Source organism: Blautia glucerasea (assembly GCF_020537505.1).
Classification (GTDB): domain Bacteria; phylum Bacillota; class Clostridia; order Lachnospirales; family Lachnospiraceae; genus Blautia_A.
Genome location: NZ_JAJBMO010000027.1, coordinates 1 through 24,512 on the forward strand (window position 1 = coordinate 1; position 24,512 = coordinate 24,512).

The 24,512-nt window shown below is 36.3% G+C and carries 24 protein-coding genes and 4 pseudogenes; 27 read left to right on the top strand and 1 reads right to left on the bottom strand.

Features of this window, described 5'->3' with window-relative positions; all coding sequences use genetic code 11:
- The 12 genes and pseudogenes from LIQ05_RS16215 to LIQ05_RS16270 form a co-directional block, all read left to right on the top strand.
- Window positions 1-291: pseudogene (locus LIQ05_RS16215) on the top strand (transposase); the annotation flags it as partial.
- Between the two features lie 13 nt (window positions 292-304).
- A complete protein-coding gene (locus LIQ05_RS16220) occupies window positions 305-535 on the top strand; it encodes a hypothetical protein (RefSeq protein ID WP_226822349.1) in 231 nt (76 codons plus the stop codon).
- 371 nt (window positions 536-906) lie between these two features.
- Window positions 907-1,950, top strand: a complete 1,044-nt coding sequence (locus tag LIQ05_RS16225; protein WP_226822351.1) for an SDH family Clp fold serine proteinase — start codon at window positions 907-909, stop codon at window positions 1,948-1,950.
- Window positions 1,922-2,518 carry a Panacea domain-containing protein gene (locus tag LIQ05_RS16230; RefSeq protein WP_226822353.1) on the top strand — a complete coding sequence of 199 codons (597 nt, stop codon included), beginning with the start codon at window positions 1,922-1,924 and terminating at the stop codon, window positions 2,516-2,518. The genes LIQ05_RS16225 and LIQ05_RS16230 overlap by 29 nt, the downstream gene beginning before the upstream one ends.
- Before the next feature lie 2 nt (window positions 2,519-2,520).
- Complete coding sequence (locus tag LIQ05_RS16235; RefSeq protein WP_226822355.1) at window positions 2,521-2,844, top strand: MAG6450 family protein; 324 nt, start codon at window positions 2,521-2,523, stop codon at window positions 2,842-2,844.
- A 31-nt stretch (window positions 2,845-2,875) separates the two neighbouring features.
- Entirely contained in the window at window positions 2,876-3,172 is a 297-nt protein-coding gene (locus LIQ05_RS16240; RefSeq protein ID WP_173717025.1) for a DUF2442 domain-containing protein, read from the top strand.
- Between the two features lie 458 nt (window positions 3,173-3,630).
- A complete protein-coding gene (locus LIQ05_RS16245) occupies window positions 3,631-5,754 on the top strand; it encodes a hypothetical protein (protein WP_226822357.1) in 2,124 nt (707 codons plus the stop codon).
- On the top strand, window positions 5,751-6,662 hold the full coding sequence (locus LIQ05_RS16250; RefSeq protein WP_173717023.1) for a RelA/SpoT domain-containing protein: 912 nt from the start codon (window positions 5,751-5,753) through the stop codon (window positions 6,660-6,662). The genes LIQ05_RS16245 and LIQ05_RS16250 overlap by 4 nt, the downstream gene beginning before the upstream one ends.
- A gap of 90 nt (window positions 6,663-6,752) precedes the next feature.
- Window positions 6,753-7,376: a RelA/SpoT domain-containing protein gene (locus tag LIQ05_RS16255; protein WP_173717022.1), complete on the top strand. Its 624-nt coding sequence runs from the start codon at window positions 6,753-6,755 to the stop codon at window positions 7,374-7,376.
- Window positions 7,348-7,605 (top strand): DUF6718 family protein, encoded by a 258-nt coding sequence (locus LIQ05_RS16260; RefSeq protein ID WP_173717021.1) that lies wholly within the window; start codon window positions 7,348-7,350, stop codon window positions 7,603-7,605. The genes LIQ05_RS16255 and LIQ05_RS16260 overlap by 29 nt, the downstream gene beginning before the upstream one ends.
- 40 nt (window positions 7,606-7,645) lie before the next feature.
- Window positions 7,646-7,828 (top strand): transposase domain-containing protein, encoded by a 183-nt coding sequence (locus LIQ05_RS20415; protein ID WP_226822359.1) that lies wholly within the window; start codon window positions 7,646-7,648, stop codon window positions 7,826-7,828.
- An 86-nt stretch (window positions 7,829-7,914) separates the two neighbouring features.
- Window positions 7,915-8,922, top strand: a complete 1,008-nt coding sequence (locus tag LIQ05_RS16270) for an AAA family ATPase (protein ID WP_226822361.1) — start codon at window positions 7,915-7,917, stop codon at window positions 8,920-8,922.
- A 251-nt stretch (window positions 8,923-9,173) separates the two neighbouring features.
- Here the strand turns inward: LIQ05_RS16270 and LIQ05_RS16275 are convergent.
- Window positions 9,174-9,413: pseudogene (locus LIQ05_RS16275) on the bottom strand (transposase domain-containing protein); the annotation flags it as partial.
- A 21-nt stretch (window positions 9,414-9,434) separates the two neighbouring features.
- On the opposite strand from LIQ05_RS16275, the pseudogene LIQ05_RS16280 reads away from it, so the two are divergent.
- The 15 genes and pseudogenes from LIQ05_RS16280 to LIQ05_RS16350 all read left to right on the top strand — a co-directional run.
- Window positions 9,435-9,707: pseudogene (locus LIQ05_RS16280) on the top strand (transposase domain-containing protein); the annotation flags it as partial.
- Between the two features lie 99 nt (window positions 9,708-9,806).
- Window positions 9,807-11,045 carry a hypothetical protein gene (locus LIQ05_RS16285; RefSeq protein WP_226822363.1) on the top strand — a complete coding sequence of 413 codons (1,239 nt, stop codon included), beginning with the start codon at window positions 9,807-9,809 and terminating at the stop codon, window positions 11,043-11,045.
- Between the two features lie 45 nt (window positions 11,046-11,090).
- A pseudogene (locus LIQ05_RS16290) lies at window positions 11,091-11,669 on the top strand (nucleotidyltransferase); the annotation flags it as partial.
- A gap of 155 nt (window positions 11,670-11,824) precedes the next feature.
- Window positions 11,825-12,217 (top strand): pyridoxamine 5'-phosphate oxidase family protein, encoded by a 393-nt coding sequence (locus tag LIQ05_RS16295; RefSeq protein ID WP_226822364.1) that lies wholly within the window; start codon window positions 11,825-11,827, stop codon window positions 12,215-12,217.
- A gap of 113 nt (window positions 12,218-12,330) precedes the next feature.
- On the top strand, window positions 12,331-12,714 hold the full coding sequence (locus LIQ05_RS16300; RefSeq protein WP_226822365.1) for a VOC family protein: 384 nt from the start codon (window positions 12,331-12,333) through the stop codon (window positions 12,712-12,714).
- A 13-nt stretch (window positions 12,715-12,727) separates the two neighbouring features.
- On the top strand, window positions 12,728-12,937 hold the full coding sequence (locus tag LIQ05_RS16305) for a hypothetical protein (protein WP_226822367.1): 210 nt from the start codon (window positions 12,728-12,730) through the stop codon (window positions 12,935-12,937).
- A 107-nt stretch (window positions 12,938-13,044) separates the two neighbouring features.
- Entirely contained in the window at window positions 13,045-14,442 is a 1,398-nt protein-coding gene (locus tag LIQ05_RS16310; RefSeq protein WP_226822369.1) for an ATP-binding protein, read from the top strand.
- Between the two features lie 118 nt (window positions 14,443-14,560).
- Window positions 14,561-15,709: an ATP-binding protein gene (locus tag LIQ05_RS16315; protein WP_226822371.1), complete on the top strand. Its 1,149-nt coding sequence runs from the start codon at window positions 14,561-14,563 to the stop codon at window positions 15,707-15,709.
- A gap of 146 nt (window positions 15,710-15,855) precedes the next feature.
- Window positions 15,856-16,023, top strand: coding sequence for a DUF6718 family protein (locus LIQ05_RS16320; protein WP_226822373.1), 168 nt, complete (start codon window positions 15,856-15,858; stop codon window positions 16,021-16,023).
- A 1-nt stretch (window position 16,024) separates the two neighbouring features.
- On the top strand, window positions 16,025-16,222 hold the full coding sequence (locus LIQ05_RS16325; protein ID WP_226822375.1) for a hypothetical protein: 198 nt from the start codon (window positions 16,025-16,027) through the stop codon (window positions 16,220-16,222).
- A 94-nt stretch (window positions 16,223-16,316) separates the two neighbouring features.
- A complete protein-coding gene (locus LIQ05_RS16330) occupies window positions 16,317-17,501 on the top strand; it encodes an ATP-binding protein (protein WP_195478572.1) in 1,185 nt (394 codons plus the stop codon).
- Window positions 17,502-17,641: 140 nt separating this feature from the next.
- Window positions 17,642-21,577, top strand: coding sequence for a metallophosphoesterase (locus tag LIQ05_RS16335; RefSeq protein WP_226822377.1), 3,936 nt, complete (start codon window positions 17,642-17,644; stop codon window positions 21,575-21,577).
- Window positions 21,578-21,637: 60 nt separating this feature from the next.
- Complete coding sequence (locus LIQ05_RS16340; RefSeq protein ID WP_226822379.1) at window positions 21,638-21,811, top strand: hypothetical protein; 174 nt, start codon at window positions 21,638-21,640, stop codon at window positions 21,809-21,811.
- A 166-nt stretch (window positions 21,812-21,977) separates the two neighbouring features.
- Window positions 21,978-22,226, top strand: coding sequence for a hypothetical protein (locus tag LIQ05_RS16345; RefSeq protein WP_226822381.1), 249 nt, complete (start codon window positions 21,978-21,980; stop codon window positions 22,224-22,226).
- A 206-nt stretch (window positions 22,227-22,432) separates the two neighbouring features.
- Complete coding sequence (locus LIQ05_RS16350) at window positions 22,433-24,502, top strand: CHAT domain-containing protein (protein ID WP_226822383.1); 2,070 nt, start codon at window positions 22,433-22,435, stop codon at window positions 24,500-24,502.
- Window positions 24,503-24,512: the final 10 nt, after the last annotated feature.

Genomic DNA, 24,512 nt, shown 5'->3' on the forward strand with positions numbered 1-24,512 from the left:
AGGGCTAAGATATTTGTTGAGTTTGTGGCGATGATACTGCGCTGTAAGATGTATATAAAGCTGAAAGAAGAGATGAAAAACCTGGAAAAGAAACCGAATTATATGACAGTTCCAGTAGCCTTAAAGGAACTTGAAAAGATAGAAATGGTGCGTCAACTGGATAATGTATACAGACTGGATCATGCAGTAACAGCTAATCAGAAAACAATATTAAATGCGTTTGGTCTGGATGCGAATCACATAAAATACTATGCATCCGAGTTAAGTAAAGAATTAAAAAAGGCGGAATAGAGAGGAGAAAAAGATGGCACGAACAAGAAAAACAAGCAGGGAAGCCCTGGATGAAAAGATTAAAAGAGCGGAAGCGGATGTAATCGCAGCGAAGAAAAGATATGACCATGCAACTGCAGTTTTGAAAGAGCTGTTGGACAAGCGGGATGCGATAAGGAAGGATGAAATCCTGTCAGCAATCGTAAAGAGCGGACGGTCTTATGACAAGAATGCACCACAGCTGCGGCTGTGGTGCGAGTTTTAGGCGGAAAATTTCTGGAAGTTCACAGGCATGTGAACGTCTCGGAATCACAGAACCCAACATTGGGGTCAGACACCTGGTGCTAGATTGTAAACGAGAGATGACCAAATTATGAATAAAAATTCGAATAATGTTGAATGGTGTCGAATTTGGTAGGGAGACACATTAGAACAACTTGTTTTGATGCGCTTAGAAGAACCAACGAATATATTTGACAGAGTATCAAGAATATTTGGATAAAGATGACCGATGGCTTTGACGTTCAGTCTGCACTATCGGTTAGTTTAAGTCCAGTTGCCTCGTGATTTAAAAAAAGGAATAGCATTTTGCATGTATACCGTGTATAATAAATATCAAAAATGGAGGTGTGCCATATGTATAGTGATCGTGTAGCGCTTTACAAACAATTGGAAGAGGTTTTTGATAGTAAAATTTTGGTGTATATCACAAGCGATCGCCCAAACATGAGTGCACAAATCGCACCTGATGTCATAGATTATTTTATCGATCATCTTGATAAAATCGGGCCATGTAATAAGATTTCGTTGGTTCTTTATACACGAGGTGGTGACACTTCCGCAGCGCGTAATATTGTTAATTTGCTGCGTATGTATTGTGATATATTACAGGTGATTGTTCCACATAAGGCCCATAGTTCTGGAACAATTATTAGTCTTGGTGCTAATGAAGTGGTTATGACAAAACAAGCCACTCTCGGTCCAATTGATCCAAGCTTGCATACGGCGTTGAATCCACAAGTACCTGATGGAAGCTTGTTCCCTGTAAGCGTTGAAGCTGTTAAGGGATATTTGGAATTTGCGAAGAACGAACTGTCTATCACAGACAATGCATCCCTTGCCAGTATTTTTGAAAAATTATCAGATTTTGTTCATCCATTGGTTCTTGGAGAAGTTTATCGTTCAAAGGCGCAGATTCAAATGATGGCTGAACAGCTGATACAGAATCAGGTCACTGATCCGGATAAAATAAAAAAGATTATAGCGTTCTTATGTAGTGAATCTGGCAGCCATGATTATACAATCAATCGTCGAGAGGCTCAAAACGAATTGGGTCTTAATGTCAAAAAACCATCGCCCGAGCAATATGAACTCATAAAAAAGCTCTATGACGATATCAATGATGAATTACTTTTTAGTAAACCGTTTATGCTAACAGAAGTTAACGGTGCATATACCGTTAGACGCTGCTTGCTTGAAAGTGTAGTTGGTGGTTCAGATTATTTTTCTACAGAAGGTGTTGTAGTAAGAGCGTCTATGCCGGATGGTCAAATTGCAATTCAAAATAGAGTGAATTTTGAGGGATGGCGACACGACCGTTCTTCGGATGATGATAACTTAGCAATAACAGATGGAGAGGAGACAATCATTTATGAAAGAGGTGCAGATTACCAAACTTAATTCAGCAGTAACAACCTCCGATAGTGCTTATCGCTCTTATGTAACTTCTGCAATTTCCACGGATACGCAGCGATACGTCATTGTCGATTCCGATGAAATGCCCAATATTAATATGGAGGAAACAGGTAAGTATTCGGTTTTTGATATTGCCAATTGGTTCCTTTTGAAGGGCGAAATGACTCAGAAAAAACTACAAAAGCTGTGTTACTATGCCCAGGCATGGTGTTATGCTCTTAAGGGTTATCGCTTAGAAGATACAGATTATCAGGCGTGGGTTCACGGTCCGGTTTCACCAGCATTGTGGGAACGCTTTAAGTCTTTTGGATATGATCCTATAAGAATCGGGGGATCTGTAAAAGTGAAATTAGATGCTGCTGACGAAGATCTTCTTGAAGATGTTTGGGATACCTATGGAGATAATACCGGAAACGCCCTTGAAGCATTGACTCACCGCGAGCTGCCATGGATGGAAGCGCGACGAGGATATGAGCCAGATGAGAGGTGTACAGTTGTTATTTCTCCAATTACAATGGCCTCTTATTATAAGTCGATTTATGTAGGCGATTAAGAATGGCAAAATTAACTCAGAAGCAAAATAGAGAGGTTCCTTTTGAATTATGCTTTAAATATCCACTGGAGAATGGATATTCGTTCAAGGAATTAACGCCAGAAAACGTCAAACAGTTTCAGGCATTTTTAAATAAAGTTTCTCAAATGACAGTAACGCAAGTGGATCGTGCTTTTTCGAGAAAACCAGATACCGATGACACCTACAGGGGCATGCAGGTGTATCACTATGAGGTGACAGAGGTTTTTAGAATACACGTGGTGATTGAAGCTGGTTACTATAAGATTATTCGATTGGATCCTCGACATAAAGTACACCGAAGTTAATACAAGCCATTACAGTAGGAGATGTGCGTGTATGTTTTCGTTAAATGGAATTGTATATGCCAGTGAAAAGACAGAAAATATTCAAGTAGTATCAGCGAAACCATTAGATGATATGATGATTCTTACATTTTCTACAGGTGAGCAGCGACTTTTTGATGCTACTATTTTAACAGGAGAAGCATTTGCTCCGTTGTCGGATGAAAACATTTTTAAAAACTATAAAGTGGTAGCTGGAGTTGTTACATGGCTGGATGAAGAGATTGATTGTGCACCAGAGTATATGTACACAAATAGTTATGAGTATCCTTCTTTAAAGTCTGTCGTTTGAAAAACTGTGCGTTTACTTGATCCGTGAAGTGCATTGAGGTCAGAACGTAAGTGCCTCAAAACACTATATAAGGCAGATTTATTTTCAGATCTGTGATGGGAGACCAGCTATGGGAAAATGTGGCTTTGTTGCCTCATGTAGTAAATATAAGAGTGTTTGTAAAAGTTCTATAAACGCAGCAAGTGGGATAGACAGGAACATGAAAATTATGGTATCATGATTAAACAAAAGTTGAAAATAGACTCCAAAACTTTATTATATTTTTCATGGCGATATATGGGGGGAAGAACTTAAGATATGATTACAATTACAGAAAATTTTAATGATTGTATAGGATGAAAGGATACTATCATTGCGTGTTTGAAAATTGGAAGATTTGGAAATGCGTGTGATAGTATTTTTTTATAAGCACTAGGAAAACTTCACAAGGCAGGCGGTAGAGAACGGAGAACTGGAAAATGAAAATCGGGGAAAAAATTATAGAAGAAATAGAAGCGTTGTATGAGTTGTATGGCTTTTCAAAAGTTAAGCAGTCGGATGACTATGTAGTTTTTACTTATAGCAATGGCTATTTTTATAATGCAGAAATTATTAAATTTAATAACCAGATTGAAGAGACAAAACTAAAAAGAGAATTTGAAGAAGCTGGTTACTCAGTGAGAATCATTGAATATGTGTCATTGGAAAAAACACATGAATTATTATTCAATGGATTTTTCGCTGTGAAAAATATTAATGACCGCTTATTAAAAGATTATGAACTTTTTGGCGAGTTGCAGTCCAAAAAGTTGCTAGGGGCTACCTATGAATATGTTGAACCAAAGTGTAATTGGAATTGTGAGGGAGAACAAAAGGATTTAATTTTCGGAATTTATGAGCAGATTCAAAAACCAGGAGCACAATTGATTATTTTGGAGGCGGCTGCTGGATATGGAAAAACCTGTACGTCATACGAACTTATTAAAATGATTGCAGATAACTGTACGGATAATTTTGCCCCTATTTTTACAGAATTATCGAAGAATAGAAAAGCAGCGCTTTTTCGGTATGTATTACTGGATGAAATTGATAGAAAATTTACATCGCTGTCATCAGAACTTGTTATTTCGGAGATTAGAAACGGAAAAGTGCCACTTATAATTGATGGCTTTGATGAATTGATCTCAAGATCAAATAAAAACATGTCTGATCCTAATAGTGTGGAGGATGATTCACAAACAATGCTGGATACAATTGCAGAGTTGTTTGAGCCGGGGTGCCAGACTAAGGTTGTTTTAACTTCCAGGAAAAGTGCAATATTTACAGGTGATATTTTCGAAGAATGGAAAGATAAGCATTTACCGAAATGTAATGTAACCAGAGTTTCTATTGATGAACCTACAGTTTCTGATTGGATTGGATTTGAAAAAACAGAATATTTGGAAAAGCATGGAATTCCCTTTGCCAGTATTATTAATCCTATATTATTGGCTTTTATGAGAAGCATGGAAATGGATAAGTTTGAAGAGACATGTAGTAATGTTGAAAATGTGATTTCTTATTATTTTAATTCTTTGCTGGAAAGAGAAAGAGAGAGGCAATCGTTACAACTGACTGTTAAAGAGCAATATAGAATTATGGAGCAAATTGCTAAGGATTTTGTTGAGTTTGAGATTATTGCAGAGGAAATTTCTTTTATAAGAGATTTGTTTATTGAGATTATTCATGACAATTATAAATCATACAGGGACCGATATGTAGCAATTGAAGAACGTCCTACAGAAGAGGAGTTTGCAACAAAACTTGCTGGACATGCATTATTAAACAGAATTTCACCACAGAAGAATCAAATTGGTTTTATTAATGATTTTATATTTGGAATATTGATAGGTGATTGTATTCTAGAAGATGATTCTATTTTGGAAGAAATGGATGGCAAATATATTGATATTGCCTGTACGGCGTATGCCAGCCGCTCTGATGAGAAAAAAAATGAATTGTTAGAGAAAGTTTTACCGCAGATAGATAGGCTAAATTATGAACAACAGTTAGATACGGAAATTAAATTAGCAAATACAATTCAGCGTAATTATGAGAGCCATTATTTTTCAAATCGAAGCTTTCAAGATGTTTTCTTTGATGGATCATATGGTTTCAAAAGATGTACTTTTCGTAACTGTCTGTTTAAGGAGAGCATATTTGTAACGAGAGCTTTTGAAGAATGCTCGTTTTACGATTGTAAATTCTACGATATTGAAGTAATACGTGATACGACAACAAATCGGAAACTGATTTTTTCTGCTAATTGTGTTGGACATGAGAAATTAATGAAAGAATCAGCATATGAAGAGGCAAATATTGTTACTGATAATTATGAACAAATTGTATTGAAAATGTATTGGAGAAAAGGAAATCGATTTTCAAGAGGACGTCTTCCAGAAATGTTTTTATTAAGAACTCCGAATGAAGAGACAAGGATGGGGATTGCGAATGCCCTTGAAAGCTTGAAACATAAAAATCTGCTGTATAAAGAGGGGCATTATTGGTTTGTAAACACGGAAAAGATAAAGGAAATTAAGGAAATACTGGAGATAGCAGGATGAATGATAAATTTGATGATATGAGTAGAAATATAGATAGTATATCTATTTCTGTAATAAAGCCACTTGAAATTCAAATAAGAAATTATTTGGATAAATGTGGACTGTTTTATAAAGTATTTTCAAGAATTAAAGGTTCAAAATCGGTCTGCGATAAATTGGAAAATAGGGCAAAAAAGAACATTCAGAATTACAAAATGCAAGATCTGGTTGGAATACGAATTGTTTTGTATTTCAAAAGTGATATCAAGCTGTGTGAGAAATTGATAAAGCAGCATTTTAATGTTTTAAACATTTCAAGGGATGAAGAATTAACAGATAAGTTTTGCCCGCAGCGAATAAACTATGTATGTAAATTGCCACCAGATGTAGAAGAAAATTTTGATTCAGTCATTTGGACTTATCCAATTGATAAATCATTTGAAATTCAGATCCGGACCATTTTCTCAGAAGGATGGCATGAAATAGAACATGATTTTCGATATAAGTGTTTGCCAGATTGGGAAAATAATGAGGATCTTAGCCGAACACTGAATGGTATTTTTGCTACTTTGGATAATTGTGACTGGGCTATTTCAAGTCTGCTAACAGAGGTAGCATATAGACATTATAAGTCCGGAGAATGGATTCCAATGTTAAAAAACACATTTCGAATCCGTATTTTAGATGATGTGGGAATGGATGAAATATTAAAATACTTTGGAGAAAACAAAGAAGTTGCGAAAGCATTTTTTAGGATTGAAAGAGAAGATTTTCTAGTATGGTTGTCGGATATAAATACAAAAATGAAAATACCGTTGCAACTTAAAAATGTAGTGTTATTGGCAAATTTGTATTCTATTAATGACTCGTATTTAAAAGAAATTACGCCAAAATTTATAAAGGATATTGTTTTGGAGTCAGAGAGTTAGGAGAAGAATATGGATCTCTTACATACCTTGATAATTCAGCATATCTATGGTAGCATAAGTGAAGAATCCTGATAATCAGGAGGGATGCTTATGAATGAGCAGTTGTTGAAAATGAATGGATTATCGGTGGAAATTTTGGATGTGTTGTCATTTGAGTCACATCTGGGAATTCCATTGAAGAAGAATTTACACTATTTTGATAAAGAGAAATTAATTGCTGAATTGATTGCGATGACTGAGTGGCTTGATGAACAGGAAATCCTTTCAGGTATTGCGTTAGATTATAGAATCAAGAGTTTGGATTCTATACTTTTAAAGTATAACCGTTACTATCCGGATCATCAAACGCGGAAAGTATTTAATGACATTTTAGGTTTCAGGGCTTTTTGTGATAGCTATGATCAGATATTGGAAGAAAAGTTTTCGCAGTTCCGAATTGCTGATATAACGAATGGAAAAGCGTTTGATGATGGCTATAGAGGTGTTCATGTGTACTATCAGAAAAGCGGAAGACATTATCCTATAGAAATCCAGTTTAATACGTTGTTTGATAGACAGTTGAATAACTGGCTTCACGATTATCTGTATAAGAAAAATTATCCGACAGAGATGGGAAAAGTAATGCGCGGTAAGTATGAAAGTGGATTGATTCGCAATGAGCATGAATTTAAGGAGGTGTTGAAGAATGTGTTATCTGGTAGCGAAAGATCGTAATGAGCATGGTTGTTATGCGCTGAAAACAACTCATGGAAAGCATCTGGTAGAATTAAAAAGGGAACTGAATCGAGCTGTTGGCTATAAGGGAGTACAGCTTGTAACAATTAGCAGACCAACAGCATATGGCGAGTATGCACCCTATCATTTTGTGGATACAGAACAGGAGTTTCAGACACTTGTAAAAGGGCTTCGTCCATTAGTGACTTCTAGAGAAAGTTCCACCTAAGATATTAGGGGCAGACACAAACGGAGTCTTATACACACTGGTGGAAAGTGCCAGAGCCAATGATCTGGATGTCTATGAGTATCTGAAACACCTGCTCATAGAGATGCTCAACAATCATCATCTGGAAAATCCATCGGTCATTGACCGGCTTCTGCCCTGGGCAAAGGAGCTGCCAGAACAGTGCAGGATGAAGCGAAATAGAAAAAAGTGCCTCAAACAATAATGTAGGCATTATAGCAGAGATACTGCTATTTTGCACTACGCTATATTTTGAGGCACTTACTGTTAAGATAAGGAGAACTCCTTGGATTGGACAGAAGTGAAATGCATTTAAGTAGTGGTGAACAAAATTTTATATCGTTAGCTTTTGCGCTCCTTCTTGCAAGAAATTCAGAAAAAGAATTTGTGGTGTTGGATGATCCGATATCTAGCTTTGATTCAGTATATAAAAATAAAATAGCCTTTTGCATTATAAAATTTCTCGAGAATAAAAAACAAATAATTTTGACTCATAACACGGATTTGATCCGGTTGTTAAATGTTCAACTGAAGGATTGCTTTAACCTATATATTTTAAATAATGTGGATGGTGGTCGAAATGGATTTTTGCCAGTGAAAAGAGATGAAAAAGAAATACTAATTAGTTTATCTAATTTGGTGGAACTTTTTCAAAATAAAAATGGAAAATTAGCAACGATAATTCACGATAAAAGACTTTTCTTAATGGCAATGATTCCTTTCTTGCGAGGATATATCCATATTATGAAAGATCCAGAGGATTTATATGGACAACTTTCTAGATTAATGCATGGGTTTGAAAATGGATCACTTGATATAGCAGATATTTATAATAAGACATTTGGATATGAGGTAGAACCTACAGAAATAATCTCAGTTTCGGATATATTAAATGTTTCAACTTCTAGGCTTGATATTATTGATGCAGAAGAGTATCCGCTCTTGGCAGATACATTGATACAAACATTAATTTATTATCATACACGTATGAAAGTTGAGTACGAACTTGTGGATATTTTTAATATACCTCATCCAGAAGGACAAGTTCTCTTGTTAACAGATATTATTCAAAAAGCATTTAAACCTGCAGCGGGAGCGACACAAGAAGAAAAGGATAAGGCGAGAAATAATAGGGTATTTTTTACTTCGAGAAAAACTTTATTGAACGAGTTTAATCATTTTGAAGGTAATATGAATATTTTCCAACCTGCAATAGATATAACTGAAGCTGCTCTGCAAAAAGAAGTTACGGATATTGAAAATAAGTTGATACAATTACGAGCTGAGTATACATTATAATGTAGAGCAAAAATATAGAATATTTAAGGCTGTTATAAATATTTAAAATGAATCGGAAAGAGCGTTTTTAATGAGCGATAGAACAAATAAACCTATGATGACATCAGAGCATCTAGTTGTTAAAATGAGAGATGAAAAGGGAATTACATTTAAGTATGTTACGGAAGAAAAAGCAGAAGTATATTTGAGAGATAGTAAACGGTAGAACCCAAGTACCTTGAAAAATGATACGGCCGCTTTTAGCAGCCGTATCATTTTTCCTCTGCCTTCTTAGGCTTTCGGATATGCTCCGGTAGTGTTTTTGACTCGGGAAGAAGCTCTTCGAGAAAATCTGTATTTCTATCGTCTGTATGTTTTGGAATCTCCGTCAGCAGATATTCAAAATAATCAAAGGGCTTTAGATTATTGGCTTTTGCGGTTTCTGCAATACTGTAAATGATTGCGGAACTGGCAGCTCCGTTGACCGTATCGATCATTTCCCAGTTCTTACGGTTATGTGCTTAAGAACATACCGTAAAAACTGGCTGTTCTGTGACACACCAAACGGAGCCCAGGCCAGCGCTATCGTGTACACAATGGTAGAAATGGCAAAAGCCAATGGAGTAAACGTCTATCGCTATCTTACCTATCTGCTGGAGAAACTGCCTGATGATAGGATGAGTGATGATGAATTAGAACTTCTGGCGCCATGGAACGAAACTGTCAAAGCTGAGATCGAACGTCGTGCAAACGAATCAAATCAATCATATGTGAATTGTCAAGGTGCTCCGGCTACTGAAAAGTAGTCGGGGATTTTTCTATCATACCTAAAAATTAAGCGCTTACGTTCTTAGAAATGAACGGGGAGTATTTGATAATATTTAAAGTAAGAAGGTAGTAATTATATGAATAAAAAGGAATTATATTCATTTTTTTCCTATTGTGAAAAAATTTCGGACTCTAGAAATTATGCAGCATATACAGAATCTGATCCTATATGGACAGGACAACGGGAGGCATTATATGCTAACGGGATCATACCAGGATTATATCGCGAAAAGGATGAGAAATTATTTTCTTTAATTTCACAACCTTGTGATCATAAGGAACTAATTAGGTTACTCAGTATTGAAGTGAAGGAATACAACAATTCAGAATTAACGAGGCTGGCTCAAAAGTATGGAACGTTTAGGGTACTGTCGGAAGTTAAGGAACCGTTGCTTAAGTGGGTTGCAGATTATAATTATTTGTTAGCATTTCCTATGTACAGGTCAAAGGAAGATATGCTTGCAAGTTCTGCTCCAGAACGAGTTCTTTCCTATGTATATGTCTACTTGGCGTATAATTTATATAGAAAAAAAAACGAAATGAAAAATTGTTATTCAGGGGAACAGCCGAATACAGAGGCTTTATATAAGAATGTTTTTGATAAGTCATCTGAATTCAGAGCATGGGGATTGTTGCCTGTGGATGAAATAAGAAAATTTGATTCACAAAATGATCCAGTACGGCTTTATGATTCGAGTTTGGATAAAACTATATTCTTGAATATGCCAAGACCATTAGCAGGAGTTTTGGATGAGCTATATAAGAAGCATTATATAGGAAATTTTGCAATTCGTTCGTGTGATTTCTATATATATGATGGTGTAAATTGTATGGGTAGTTTACTTGAGGCATTAGAAAAAGGAAGGATTTTTTCGTGGGATTTTGAAAAACTTCCAGATGTTACAAGACTTTATAGTGCAGAGTATGAAGACTGCCTTTGGATTAAAGTAGAAGGTTCCGATATAACCTTTGAAGAACTGTGCAAGGATTTCCATGAAGACGGGGAATTTGTTGTCACACAGATGATTCATTTGCAGCATGTAGGTAATACGATTACACATCTTGACCATGAATATATTTTCTACGATTTAGAAAACTATGACGAGAGAATATATAATGTCGGTGTTAAAGGAGAGGGCAGAAAAAGAGTTAAAACTTTTAAGATTGATCGTTCAACTATACCAATGGATTATCAATGCAAAATGTACAAAGATGATAAAGAGGTCTTAGTGCCTTTTATATTCTTTGTGTTGAACAATTACTTTGAACATAAGGAGTTATTGGAAGAATATTTTCATGATATATTAAGAATATAAATACGTTTACAAATTGTGCAAGCATTGGGGGCTGACCCGTGCGCCCCTTGGGGAACTGGACAGGCAGTTTTGGCAGCGAAGAAGCTGCTGAATACTCCGTTTATTGTGATTAATGCAGATGATTATTACGGAAAAGAGGGCTTCAGAGCTGTTCATGAATATCTGGTAAACGGTGGGAAATCCTGTATGGCTGGTTTTGTGCTGAAAAATACGTTGTCTGATAATGGCGGTGTAACTCGTGGTATCTGCAAAATGGATGAGCAGAATAACCTGACTGAGGTTGTGGAAACAAAGAATATTGTTAAGACTGCAGAGGGTGTAGTTCTGGATACAGATTCTCTTGTTTCTATGAATATGTGGGGATTAACACCAGACTTCCTGGAGATATTGGAAACTGGTTTTGCCCGTTTTTTTGAAAAAGAAGTTCCAGCGGATCCGTTGAAAGCTGAGTATCTGATTCCGACTTTTATCGGAGAATTACTGGCTGAAGGAAAAATGGATGTGAAAGTGCTGCGTACCAATGATACCTGGTATGGAATGACTTATAAGGAGGATGTCATGGCTGTCAGGGACAGCTTTAAAGAAATGTTTGAAAAGGGAATATATAAGGCAGATTTGTTTTAGGATCTGTGATATACTGGAGCCATGGGAAATCACCGTGGCTTTATGTTTTATATTACGGGAGAAGGGAATATTGTGGAGGCTGGAGATATAGAGTCTGCTTGGCTGAAAAACTGAAATAAAACATATCAAAAACTAAGAAAAGGAGAACGACAAAAATGGAAGAAGTAGAGAAATTCTTAAAAGAAGCTGAAACATATTACCTGGCAACGGTCGAGGGCGACCAGCCGAGAGTGCGCCCGTTTGGCACAGCGCATATTTTTGAAGGCAAGCTGTACATCCAGACTGGTAAGAAGAAGGATGTTTCCAAGCAGCTGCACGCAAACCCGAAAGCAGAGTTGTGTGCATTCAAAGGCGACGAGTGGATTCGCGTTGCGGGCGAGTTGGTAGAAGATGATCGTGTAGAAGCGAGAGAATCTATGCTGGATGCCTATCCGAGTTTGAAGAAAATGTATGCTGCAGATGATGGCAATACTGAGGTGTTCTACTTCAAGAATGGTGTGGCTACCATCAGTTCGTTTACCCATGAGCCGAAAGTAATCAAGTTTTGATAATGTTGCCGTGTGTGTTTCGGGCTCTGAGCTGAGTCCGAAACACACACGGCATATTTTGAATACCGACATATAGTTTATAACGAAAATAAAAGAAATGGAGCGTGACAACAGTGAATTTATCAAAAATACATCATATTGCAATCATCGTATCTGACTATGAAGCCGCTAAGGATTTTTATGTAAACAAACTGGGGTTCTCTGTTATAAGAGAAAACTATCGCCCAGAGCGTAAGGACTGGAAGCTGGATCTTCGTGTCAATGAACACACAGAGCTGGAGATTTTCGCTGAAGAAAATCCACCGAAGCGTGTGAACCGTCCAGAAGCCTGTGGGCTACGTCATCTTGCGTTCTGCGTAGACAGTGTAGAGCAGACGGTGAGGGAGCTGGCAGAAGTTGGGATTGAATGTGAGTCAATCCGTGTGGATGATTATACCGGTAAGAAGATGACATTCTTCCACGACCCGGATGGACTGCCGCTGGAACTCCATGAGTAAAGAGGTGGACAAAATGATATTCCGTAAGGCAGAAAAAGAGGATTTTTACAAAATCAGATCCCTGTACTGGAACTTGATTGACCAGGAGCAGAATGATCCGTCATTCCCACATTGGAAGAAGGGAATCCACCCATCTGGTGAGATGATACAGAACAGCATTGATACAGGACAACTGTATCCGTACAAAGAGCTGGCAAGTCAGTCAGACTTCGACCGATTCTAATGGTTCGACTTATTTTACTTGACTATGAAGACCATCTGATTTATTATACTCGTAAAAAGTAACTTACGAGTTACTAACTTACGAGTATAATTATTGGAGGTGGGCGAATGAGTCAATTCTATTGCCGTGAGGATGAACTTCGGAAACTGAATAAACGGTACGCTGGTGATAAGTTTGAGTGTATTGTCATCTACGGCAGACGGCGTGTTGGTAAAACTGCATTGATCAATGAGTTCTGTAAAGATAAACCTACCATTTTCTTTTCTGCATTGAACACGACAGGAAAGGAAAATCTGGAGGCTCTCTCAAAGTCAATCATGAGTTTTGAGCGGCCAGATATGGAATCTGCACCGGAGTTCAGGTCTTATGATGCTGCCCTGGATGAATTGACAGTACTTTCAAAGGAAAAAAGAATCGTCTTTGTTATTGATGAGTATCCATATCTTGCAAAAGCGAAGCAGTCTATTTCAGCGATGTTGCAGCATATCATCGACCACAAATGGACGGAGTCCAAGATGTACCTGATTCTTTGCGGTTCCTCTATGAGCTTCATGGAGAGTCAGGTACTTGGCAAGGAAAGTCCATTGTATGGCAGACGAACCGGTCAGTTTAAGATTGAGCCGCTGGACTATAAGGAAACAGCTGTGTTTCACCCGAATCTGTCCGCAGAGGACAATTCCCTGATTTATGGAATCACGGGAGGAGTTCCACACTATATCAACAAGTTGGATGTGAAGGATAGTGTGGATGAGGCTCTGCTGGATAATTTCTTTGACCGCTCCAGCTATCTGTATGAGGAACCGGGAAATCTGCTGAAGCATGAACTTCGGGAGCCGGCCATTTATAATGCAATCATCAAAGCGATTGCAGAGGGAGCTTCCCGAATGAATGACATCAAGATGAAAGTCGGCGAGGAGAACTCAATCGTATCGAAGTATCTGAAAACGCTGATTGACCTTGGTATTGCCAAAAAGGAAACCCCGATTACAGAAAAAACGGGTAAGAAAACCATTTATTTGTTGGCAGATAACTTCTTCCGGTTTTGGTATCGGTTTGTGCCAATCAATATGAGTGTTATTGACTCTGGCAGGATTGCAAAGACCTATCCACACGCTGTAAAGCAGTATCTTCCGGATTATATGGGGCTGATTTTTGAGAAGATGTGTCAGGATTATCTGCTTTATTATTCGGATAGCCTCCCTATTGAGCTGAGTGAAATCGGTCAGTGGTGGGGTACAGACTCGAAGAAGAAAAAGCAAATACAGATTGATATTGTCGGAACTCCTGTTGAGGGTAAGGACTATATCATTGGTTCGTGTAAGTACAGAAATGAGAAAATTGGCGTGGATGAACTCGACTTGATTCGGGATTATGCCTCAGTTTTCGGAAAAGGTAACAACTATCACTACTATATTTTCTCGAAAGGCGGATTCACAGAGGGACTTCTTCAGGCACAAGAGCGAGGTGAAGTTCGGCTGATAACGCTGGAAGACCTTTACAAGTAAGAATTCATAAACACGCATAAAATTATTGAGTTTAACTTTAGCGAACTGTGCCGAATGAAACATAAAACACACTCTAGAGTAAGCCCTTAAATGCCTGATTGTATACGAGGATAACATTATGAAGATAAACGATAAAGAATTTCGGGATTGGACTAAGGAAGATATAAAAGTTCTCATTGAAAACGATGTTTTTAGAGAGAACAATTCCATAGACTATAAAGTCAATTTTGCTATGCTTGAATGTGCTGATAAAAATTTAAAAAAGAAAAAGCAAGCAGAATTTAGAAATGATATCTGTTCTTTCGCAAATTCAGACGGCGGATATATCTTTTTTGGAATTAGTGAAGTTTCAGGGATGGCTAAGGATTTGATTGGAATTACAATATCAGATCCGGATCATTTTGAGCTGGATCGTAGAAATGAATTACAAGCTATTCAGCCAGTAACTCCAGATGTTGATTTTTCTTTTATTCCATTGTATGAAGATAAATATATTGTGGTTCTTCATATTCACAGAGGCTATTATAAACCATATATTACAGAAGAAAAAGAGGGAGAATTTCATTTTTATATAAGGAGAGGAAATAGAAAACAGCCAATGTCTTATTCTGAGATGAGAAATGATTTTTTGAATGCTGTAATGTTGTCAGAAGATATTAAGAAATTCAGAGAAGAACGATTAAATGAATATATGGTGGAAGAGGCAACTCCTTTTGCATTGTTGCATATAATTCCAGCTACATTTAAAAATCAAATGGATTATATCCCAATGTTTGAATTGTTCAAACAAGGAAAATTGAACTTTGATAAACTGTATAATAGTTTGATTAGAGGGCAAGCTGTTCCTAATGTGGATGGAGTGTATTTTCCAGATTATTCTGAACTATATAATTTTGAGCAGTTGCAAATATTTAACAGTGGCGTTGTTGAATTGAGATTAGATTTGTCTACACGAATGATAAATGGTGAAATATATCTGATGACAGTTGAATTATTTGATGAATTAAGAAAACTGATATCAGATACAGCTGAGCTATATAAAAATCTGGGACGTTCAACTACAATGTATATTGGCGTAACTATAGTTGGCAGCAAAGGCTATTGGAATTATATTCCAAGTGCTTTAGACGCACCTACTCAGGTTGATCGCAATAAAATTATGTGTATTCCAATAGAAATACGTAATATTTTGGATGTGCAACAAGTCGAAGAGGGCATTGGGAATTGCATTAGGGCGACAAAATACTCTCTTGGGATAAAGAATTAGCTGTCGAGGAACATTACAGCAAGTGAAGAATTTCCTTTTGCAAGCAAAATTGTTATTGTATCCTGATGAAGTTGGAAAAACTTTGCGAAAAATGTATGAAGCAGGAGAAATTCGAAATGAAAATGAATTTGAGGAGGCATTAAAAAATGTGCTATCTAATTGCCAAAAATAAGAATGTACATGGCTGCATTGCATTAAAGACTCGACATGGAAGTCATTTGGTTGAAATGAAAAGAAGAATGAATCAGCAAGTGGCTTCGAAAGGAGTTCAGGTGGTAACAATTAGTCGTCCTAGAGAACAAAAAATGGAGTGAAATGACAGCATTTTGGAAGAACTCTGCCAGTCTTTTGGAGGCAACCCTGGATATGGATGAAGAAGCCATTGTAGAAAGTATGCCTTGTATGATATTGAGGATATGCACCACAGCTGCGGCTGTGGTGCGAGTTTTAGGCGGAAAATTACTGGAAGTTCACAAAAAGAACTGTTCATCCCTAAGGGAAATTGTGGTATAAAAAGTTATAGGTACTTATAGGAAAAATATCACGGAACTGTATTGCTTATTGCTACGTATTGCGGTAATATAAGTTTATAAGCGGAGGTGATTGTATGTTTAAAGTAAATCCATATAGACCAGGTGCTGGTTTAATGCCAGTATATATTGCTGGACGAGATGAAGACATTCAGAACGTAAGTCAAATGTTTGATGCGTTAACTATGGATATACCTACTCAATCAATTATTTTTAGTGGTTTGCGCGGCGTTGGAAAAACTGTTTTAATAAATAAGCTGCAAAGTATTGCAGAAGAAAAAGGTATTTTTTGTAAGCATATTGAAATTGAGGAGAGAAATGACTTTATTTCACAGATTGCTGAATGTTCTCAGGCATTTTTAAGAACAGTAAGTGCAAAAGAAAAATTTAAACATTTAATACAGAAGCCATTAGAGGCAATAAAGTCCTTAGTTGTTTCTTTTAACCCAGAAGATAATTCATTTTCTTTATCAATGCAGGATAGGGAATTGTATGTGTCAAATAATTTAACGCAAACACTTACTGAAGTATTTTCAACAATCGGAGAAACCGCACAAAAAACGGAAACGCCAATTTGTTTCTTTATAGATGAAATTCAGTATATGAAGCAAAACCAGCTAGGATCTTTGATCGCTGCATTGCATAGAGCAAATCAGTTAGGTTATCCAATTATGATTATAGGTGCAGGATTGCCTAAAATATATAAAATGCTTTCTGATGAAAAATCTTATTCCGAAAGATTGTTTATGTATAAAAAAATCGATTCATTGACGGATGAGCAATCAGAAAAAGCAATTGAAGAGCCAGCAAAAAAATTCAATATAATATATGCACATGAAGCCACAAACAAAATAGTAGAAATTACAAAAGGGTATCCTTTTTTTATTCAACAGTTATGCAAAATTGTGTACGATAAAACAAATAAAGATGTCATAGAATTGTCTGATGTAGAAAATTGTATAGATGAATTTTTATCATCTCTGGACGAAGGATTCTTTAAATCAAGATATGAAAGATGTGCAGAAAGTGATAAAAAATTTATTTTTGCAATGGTAGAATGTGGTGAATTACCATGTACGATATCAAATGTTGCACACAATCTTAATAAAACAGTTGGATCTATTTCAACAACAAGAGCACAGTTAATTAGCAAGGGAATTATATATCCTGTAAGATATAAAGAACTTGATTTTACGGTTCCAGAATTTTCAGGATATATACAAAGACTGGAAGAATATAAACAGTGGTGTATATCAAAGTAGAATCAAACAGTAACTCTCTGTGAGCTTTCAGAAAACATCCCAATAAAATTATTGAGCACCAAAAGTTTTCATGGTGTCATTATCAAAGAGAAAATAGTGATAACGTGATATCTATAAATACAGATGAAGGAGAATGTATAGTGGGGAGAGTTAGATGGATTCATTTTTCTGATTTGCACTTGGGAAATGATAAAGCAACAGAAACACGTCTTATGAGGCGTGAATTGCCAGAATATATTGCTGGATTGAATCGAAATTTTGACTATGCGTTTTGCACAGGTGATATTAAAGAGTGGAATGGCTGCTATACAGATGCCTGCGTGGAGTATTTAAAATCGATATGTAAAGCTGGAATGGTGCCTTTGACACGGTTATTTATAGTTCCAGGAAATCATGACGTTAAAGTTACAAATTCCGAAAGAAAAGAGCTTATAGATAAATTAACTGATTGGAATAGTTCATATTACACTCCGGCTGAGGGAAATATTTCAGAATCTGATATTAGAATCCTAAAAGAAGGGGAAACTGATTTCATAAATTTTATCAGAAAACTGCTTGGAACAGAACGTGCAGAGATGTACACAAAACCGCATTTTGTGGTTAAGACAGCGCAGTTTAATATTCTACATGTGGATTCAACTTTGACTTACGGTCAGGGAAGAAATCGTGACTTCGTAATTGGATCAGGTGCACTGTTAGATGCATTGGACGAATGTGCTCCAAACAAGCCAACAATTCTTCTTACACATTATTCGTTTGATTTTTTGACACAGCAGGAGCGAAACGAGGTTGAAAAATTGTTGGAAAGTACAGATGTGCAGCTATGGTTGGCAGGTCATGAACATGAAAATCTGATTCGCAGGCAGCGTGAAAAGTTCTGGGAATGCCAAAGTGGAAACCTTGCACTTCAATATGGGGCAAGATCTTGTTTCCTTACTGGAGAACTTGATTTAGATACAGGAGAAGGGATTCTTGAAGTTCATGCCTGGTATGAGAAAAAAGGCTGGGCATTGTATCCCTTTGCACGAACAGGATCGGAAAATGATCAAATTTACCCTTTCGTATTAAGGCTTCCGGGAATTAAAAGAGAAAAGAATGTATCACCAGAGCTTTTTAATGCTCGTGAAGCCTGTTATCAGCTTTCCCAGGAGGGAAATCTTTTTGATGGTGTCAAAGTGAACAACCTGCTTTTTACAGATTTGGAATGGAATGGCCGGACATATATAAATAATAATACAGAAACTCCGTTGACGACGCTTATGAGGGAATTATGGACTTACAAAAATGAACATCCGGAAGTATCCTGTAATGCACTGATTCTTGGCGACGGCGGCATGGGCAAGAGTACTATGATGTATCAAGAGTGCAGAAGATTGCTTGAGGATGGAAAACTGGCAGTATATGTGTCACTGCAGGCGCGAGAGGGATTTGGAAATGAAAGAATATTAGATTATGTCTTAAAGTGTATATATAAGGAAATAGATGAACGCTCTAAGAGCCGTTTTGTTTCATTAACATGTTCCAGACATTTGCATCCAGATGTCACATTATTTATTGATGGATTTAACGAATTAACAGGCTCTGGTGCACAGAGATATGTTGCGGAAATTAAGAAATTATCACAGCAGCAGGGAATTCAGCTTGTAATATCTTCACGGCTTGATTTTTTGAGAGATTATGGACTTAGTCATTTTTGGATGATTCATACCTGTGATCTTAGAGAAGAGCAATATCGTGGCCTTTTTGATGAAAAAGAGTGGAATAATATTGTGGCGCATAAGAATCTAAGGATTCTTCTCCGAAACCCAATGATGGCACTTTTGTATGCATGTACCTGTCCGGTTGTAAGTAAGCATCTGGACCTGGATTATTTAGACTGGAAAATGCCAATAACGAATGTGGTTGATCTGATCCATGATTATTACTTATCGCAAATTGCAATTTTGTTAGATAGGGAAATGGTCAGTGGGAATGATGTAGTTGATAGCTATTTAATAATTAAGAGAGTTCTTCCACAGCTTGGATATGAATTGGAACGGAAAAATACTACAGTTTGGGGAGAGGATGATTTTGAGCGTGCGTTGAGTAATGCAGTTGCGGAGACAAATGCATGGATAGGTGAAAGCTGTGATGTAGCTGTAATACGAAAGATAAGAAGAAAATTTCGTATTCAGAGTGCAGAAATTTCAGAAGATAAAGCGTACAATCTCATAGTAACAGAACTATGTCTTTTAAAAGCTGGCTCAGGAAGAGTTTCATTTTCACATCAGGTTTTCCGCGATTATCTTTCCGCAGCTTATTTGTACGATTGTCTTAGAAATAATATTAGAACAGAAAGACGGTGGCATGAAGAAAAAATTCATCGTGGTGTTATGGGTTATCTTCGCTATATGCATGAGGAACCGCTGTGGGGAGAAAATGGAATTGCAAACCAGTATCTTTCCGGATATAGAGAAAAGGAAAGGCCTGCTGCGGATAATTTTGTTGCAAACATTGTGAATTGTTGGTTAAGTGAAGAAATTGGAGAGCGTGATCTATCCGGAATTGATTTACGGGGAATTCCTTTAGCGGATCATTTAAAAAGTAAATTCACAGGAAAGATTAATATAAATAATGCATGGGTTGACCGGCAGACTTTTATTAATGACAAGCATCATGATTGCATTATAGATATAAGCTTTTCTCACGATGGAAGGACAATGGCCGCAATTTCTAAAAATGGAATTGTGTCAGTTGTCAATTTATCAACTCAGAGTCAAATGATCGTGGGAGAACTGGGAAGCCTTAAATCAGCGGTTATTGGCTATAATACAGATGATTTTCTGATTATAAAATATGATGGAAAGACGGTGAAATGGCCAACGATTGCTTATGACATTATAGAAAATTGTAGCTTTGATGAAGTGGTTTATGTTGATTCCATTACAGAAGAAATGAAGGAGAAGGTGAATGAGCTTAAAAAGAGGCTGAGCGAATCGGATTTGTTAGGGCCATGTGTGAAACAATCTGAGGACGGCAGATACTTAGGAATTGGGTATGAGAGCGGTTTTCTGCAAATTTGGGATGTACAGACGCAGGAGTGCATTGGAGAATTGTCATTGAGCGATACACAAATATCTACAGTGTCATTTACTCCGGACGGAACAATTGCAGCATTAGGATCTGGCGGTAAAATCGTTCAAGTATGGGATGTTGTAAAACGCAAATATCTTCATACATTGTATTTTAAATACCGGGTAAGTAATGTTAGTTTTCCAGGAAATGAGCATATCTTAGAGTGCCAATTTTCAAATGGAACATACAGAAAAGTGAATATTGATGATGGAAGAGTGGGTCCGGAGACGCAGCATGGTGGAACCCGGTTTGTTTCTCAAAGGTTACTAAAAAGACTAGGAAGGCAAAAAGCAGACAAGATAGAGTCTGCACAAAATGGAAACGCAATCATCTTGTTGGAAAATGGAAATGCATACACATGGGATGAAAAATTACAAAGACTAAATTTTTGCCCCGGCCATATGGGAAAAGTTACAGCCATTGCAATGTGCGGTGCTGATAATCGATTTGCAGCAAGTTACTCGCAGGAAAGATATCGGGCCAATCGGAATGACAAAACTCGCAGAGATATTTTGGATGGACAGAAGGTAGTACGGGTCCGAATTGTGAAAACGGGACAGTGCCAGTGGCGATTGCCTACTCGTGGAAGATCGATAAAAAAATTACAGTTTTTTACAGCAAATCGGATTATTTTGGCTGGACTGGCAACAAATGGTGACATTTTGTTATGGGAATTGATTAATAAAATGGTATATGGGAAAGAGCGGGGCGAATGGAAAGCAGTAGAAGTTGTTCGGAATAATCAGACGGAACCGATGGAATGTGCAGTGACAAAGGATAGAAAAACATTTATAAGTGCGTATATAGATGGGAGTCTTGTAATCCGGTCCTTTTCCGGGCAGTGTGAAGACGATGGAGTGATAAGCACATTTCCTGGAATTGATGCAAGCGTATTTGAATGGGAAGACTTGAAATGCGATGACGATATAAAAAAGACTCTGAGGAGTTATCTTCAGAAATGAGAAGAAATTTGCTATTGATATTTTACAGGAAAAATACACTTCATAAGGATTTGATAGAAAATGATTTTTGATGTATTACATTATAATTACGCTGACCGAATCGGCAATCTACAGGCGGAAGCTGTTGGTGTAGTAAAGGGAGAAAGATATCGGGAAGAATTCATGCTTTTCAGAAAGAGATTTGTAATCCTTTTTGACATCAGATGCAATAATAATGATGTCTGTGGTGTGTAATAATGGCAGGTTGTATTATTTGATAAAAACGGATACATTTGACAGGTATGCTGCTTTAAATTACTATGATAAAATATACGAAAAAACAGAAAACGGAAGTGTTCGGGAGTTTCTAAGAACCTGTGGTTCAATAGGGTTGAAATTTATTTATGGAGGTGAATGATACATGATTAAGAGAAATTTTATTCAACCAACGAATGAAGAAATCAGAGAAAGAGAAAAAATGTATGAAGAAGCTGCTTCGCTTGGAATTGATCTTATGGGATACGATGACTCTGATCATTCATCGACGAAGAGACAAGATAGAAGAAAAGCGGTTGTATTACTTGGAATGGGAAAAGCTGTGCCAAAAGAGTTAAAAGAACGTTTGATGAATGATACATTGAAACATAATAGACAGAAAAATAAAATGTAAATTTTCTGAAATTTAGATAATCAAAGCTATTGAAACTTTGATTGGGCATCGAAAGTTTTAATTATCTGGCGCATTGATTATTAGGGGGCGGTTCTTGATGGACTGTCCCCTAAAGTACTTTTTCTTGTATGTTATGAAGCTTTTTAGAGGTACACGGTACTAGCTATTTACCGTGTACTTTGTAGTGTAGAAATGAGGGAATATAAATGGAATATTATTTTACATATTTTATAGTGTTCAAAAGTAATGAAAATGGTTTTAGTGGACCTATAGTTTTGTTTAGAAATTTAGAATCGGTAAAAAAGAATACTAATGGGACGATGCATCTGTTAGATGATGATTTGAATGGAACATTAGGTGCAATAGAGTATATAATGCATTTGCCTAGAAATGTATTTGATGTATATGATTTAGATGAAGAATTTATGGCATCATCATATGATACACCGCATCAAATTGTTCTTGTTCCAGATTATGTACTTGTTAATTTGAAGATAGATAATATTGCCCCCACTATGTTCATTTTAACTGAAGATTGCAGTAAAGATATAAAAAACAACTGTGAGAAAAGAAAACCATTGCTAGGAACATACTATACTCATGAGTTAAACCGAGAATTAATCAAAAAGCAGTGGGAAAAAATTTGGCTGTCAAAAAGAACAAATGATTTTGAATTTGAGGCAGTTAAGGATATTAACATTCACTTTAGGTTAGAAGGAGAAAAACTAAAAGCATTACCGGCTCTTTACATTAGCCGACAATTTGGAAAAGCAAATGATTTACTGTTTGAGATATTCAATTGTAGTGAGATAGAAAAAAAGTGTATTGACATACAATGGAAAAACATATCGCATCTTAACGCCTTGATTTCAATGAAAAAAAAAGGCATAACTTGTTGGGATGATAAAGTATATGACGATGAGATTGTTAAACAAAGGTATAAATTTGATATTAGTGTCGTGATAACTTTCCCCGGTATTCCTAAATCACAAAAAAAGTATGGCTTATCTGTCAATATATTATCTGAAAATGAAAAACGAGCTATTAGGATAATGGGAGTGCATAGAGCAATTGCACGTGGTGGAATTTTAATGGAATTATCATGCGCAAAAGAAGAACTGTATAAAAAATATGGAGAACTTGAACAAAGATGCAAGAATGGAACAAATAATAAATATGTTTGGAAGACATTTAGCGATTTAGGAAAGCTACTTGGTAGTTGTTTTAATAGTTTTCAAATAGAAGTTCTAAAAAGAGCAAAAGATATTACTATATTTTCTGATTTTCCAATAGGATTAGCAATTTTAGAAAATGATGAAGTTCCATTGCAATGTTATAAAAGTATTTCTTATAGACCGTTGACCCCATTAACTAGACAATTGCAATTGGAATTACTTAAAAAAAACCAAGTTTATTTAGGAAAAAAGTGTAAAGTTGCTATAGCGGAATGCATTATCAATAATGATGAAAATAAATATGTATATCTAATGAGCAATTTTGTGCGTAGTACATTGATTGACATGGAAAAAAAATATGAAGGTTTCTCAGTTACCTATCAACAAACTTATAGTGTTGAAAGTATACTTGAATTTATTAAGAACAATCAGGACGCAGATATATTATACATTTCAGCTCATGGATATTATAATATCAAACAAAATATGGCTGGAATAATGGTTGGTGAAGAATTTTGGATGGCTTCTGAGGATATCAATGTACCTCCGATAGTAATCTTAAGTGCGTGTCATTCTAGTCCAAGAGGAATGGGGGCTGTTAACATAGCAGATATGTTTATTCGTAATGGGGCTATTTCGGTTTTAGGAACATTTATTCCAGTAAATGCACATAGAAATTTGATTCTAATGACAAGATTGTTTACATATATTGTTGAGGCTCAACAAAAAAGTAGACAATATAAGACATTAAGTGACGCATGGTGTGGAGTAGTTGCGACAAATGCTATACATGAATTAATGTCTGAATCAAAAAGTTTTAATAAGTGGATGCATGATACAAATAGTAAAGGAAAGCCGAGAATAATTGAATTTCAATTAGAAAGGTGTGTTGGAAAGTTACGGTCAACACATATTTACTCAGATACTATAAAAATCATTAAAGAAATGTTAGCGGAAGAAGGTATGGAAGGAAGGTTTGGAAATATACTCAATACACGAGATTTTTTTCCAGAATCATTCTTTTATCAATTTATTGGGTATCCAGAAAATATTTTTTTATATAATGATATTTTTGAAGAATCGTACAGCAACCTATTTTAATGATTTTCAT

Bases quoted from the DNA above. Each gene is read 5' to 3' on its own strand.
- LIQ05_RS16345 (WP_226822381.1), top strand. From the start codon at position 21,978: ATGATTAAGAGAAATTTTATTCAACCAACGAATGAAGAAATCAGAGAA.
- LIQ05_RS16285 (WP_226822363.1), top strand. From the start codon at position 9,807: ATGAATAAAAAGGAATTATATTCATTTTTTTCCTATTGTGAAAAAATT.
- LIQ05_RS16220 (WP_226822349.1), top strand. From the start codon at position 305: ATGGCACGAACAAGAAAAACAAGCAGGGAAGCCCTGGATGAAAAGATT.
- LIQ05_RS16315 (WP_226822371.1), top strand. From the start codon at position 14,561: ATGAAGATAAACGATAAAGAATTTCGGGATTGGACTAAGGAAGATATA.
- LIQ05_RS16330 (WP_195478572.1), top strand. From the start codon at position 16,317: ATGTTTAAAGTAAATCCATATAGACCAGGTGCTGGTTTAATGCCAGTA.
- LIQ05_RS16225 (WP_226822351.1), top strand. From the start codon at position 907: ATGTATAGTGATCGTGTAGCGCTTTACAAACAATTGGAAGAGGTTTTT.
- LIQ05_RS16305 (WP_226822367.1), top strand. From the start codon at position 12,728: ATGATATTCCGTAAGGCAGAAAAAGAGGATTTTTACAAAATCAGATCC.
- LIQ05_RS16325 (WP_226822375.1), top strand. From the start codon at position 16,025: ATGACAGCATTTTGGAAGAACTCTGCCAGTCTTTTGGAGGCAACCCTG.
- LIQ05_RS16245 (WP_226822357.1), top strand. From the start codon at position 3,631: ATGAAAATCGGGGAAAAAATTATAGAAGAAATAGAAGCGTTGTATGAG.
- LIQ05_RS16350 (WP_226822383.1), top strand. From the start codon at position 22,433: ATGGAATATTATTTTACATATTTTATAGTGTTCAAAAGTAATGAAAAT.
- LIQ05_RS16230 (WP_226822353.1), top strand. From the start codon at position 1,922: ATGAAAGAGGTGCAGATTACCAAACTTAATTCAGCAGTAACAACCTCC.
- LIQ05_RS16295 (WP_226822364.1), top strand. From the start codon at position 11,825: ATGGAAGAAGTAGAGAAATTCTTAAAAGAAGCTGAAACATATTACCTG.
- LIQ05_RS16235 (WP_226822355.1), top strand. From the start codon at position 2,521: ATGGCAAAATTAACTCAGAAGCAAAATAGAGAGGTTCCTTTTGAATTA.
- LIQ05_RS16255 (WP_173717022.1), top strand. From the start codon at position 6,753: ATGAATGAGCAGTTGTTGAAAATGAATGGATTATCGGTGGAAATTTTG.
- LIQ05_RS16320 (WP_226822373.1), top strand. From the start codon at position 15,856: ATGTGCTATCTAATTGCCAAAAATAAGAATGTACATGGCTGCATTGCA.
- LIQ05_RS16240 (WP_173717025.1), top strand. From the start codon at position 2,876: ATGTTTTCGTTAAATGGAATTGTATATGCCAGTGAAAAGACAGAAAAT.
- LIQ05_RS16260 (WP_173717021.1), top strand. From the start codon at position 7,348: ATGTGTTATCTGGTAGCGAAAGATCGTAATGAGCATGGTTGTTATGCG.
- LIQ05_RS16250 (WP_173717023.1), top strand. From the start codon at position 5,751: ATGAATGATAAATTTGATGATATGAGTAGAAATATAGATAGTATATCT.
- LIQ05_RS16340 (WP_226822379.1), top strand. From the start codon at position 21,638: ATGATTTTTGATGTATTACATTATAATTACGCTGACCGAATCGGCAAT.
- LIQ05_RS16310 (WP_226822369.1), top strand. From the start codon at position 13,045: ATGAGTCAATTCTATTGCCGTGAGGATGAACTTCGGAAACTGAATAAA.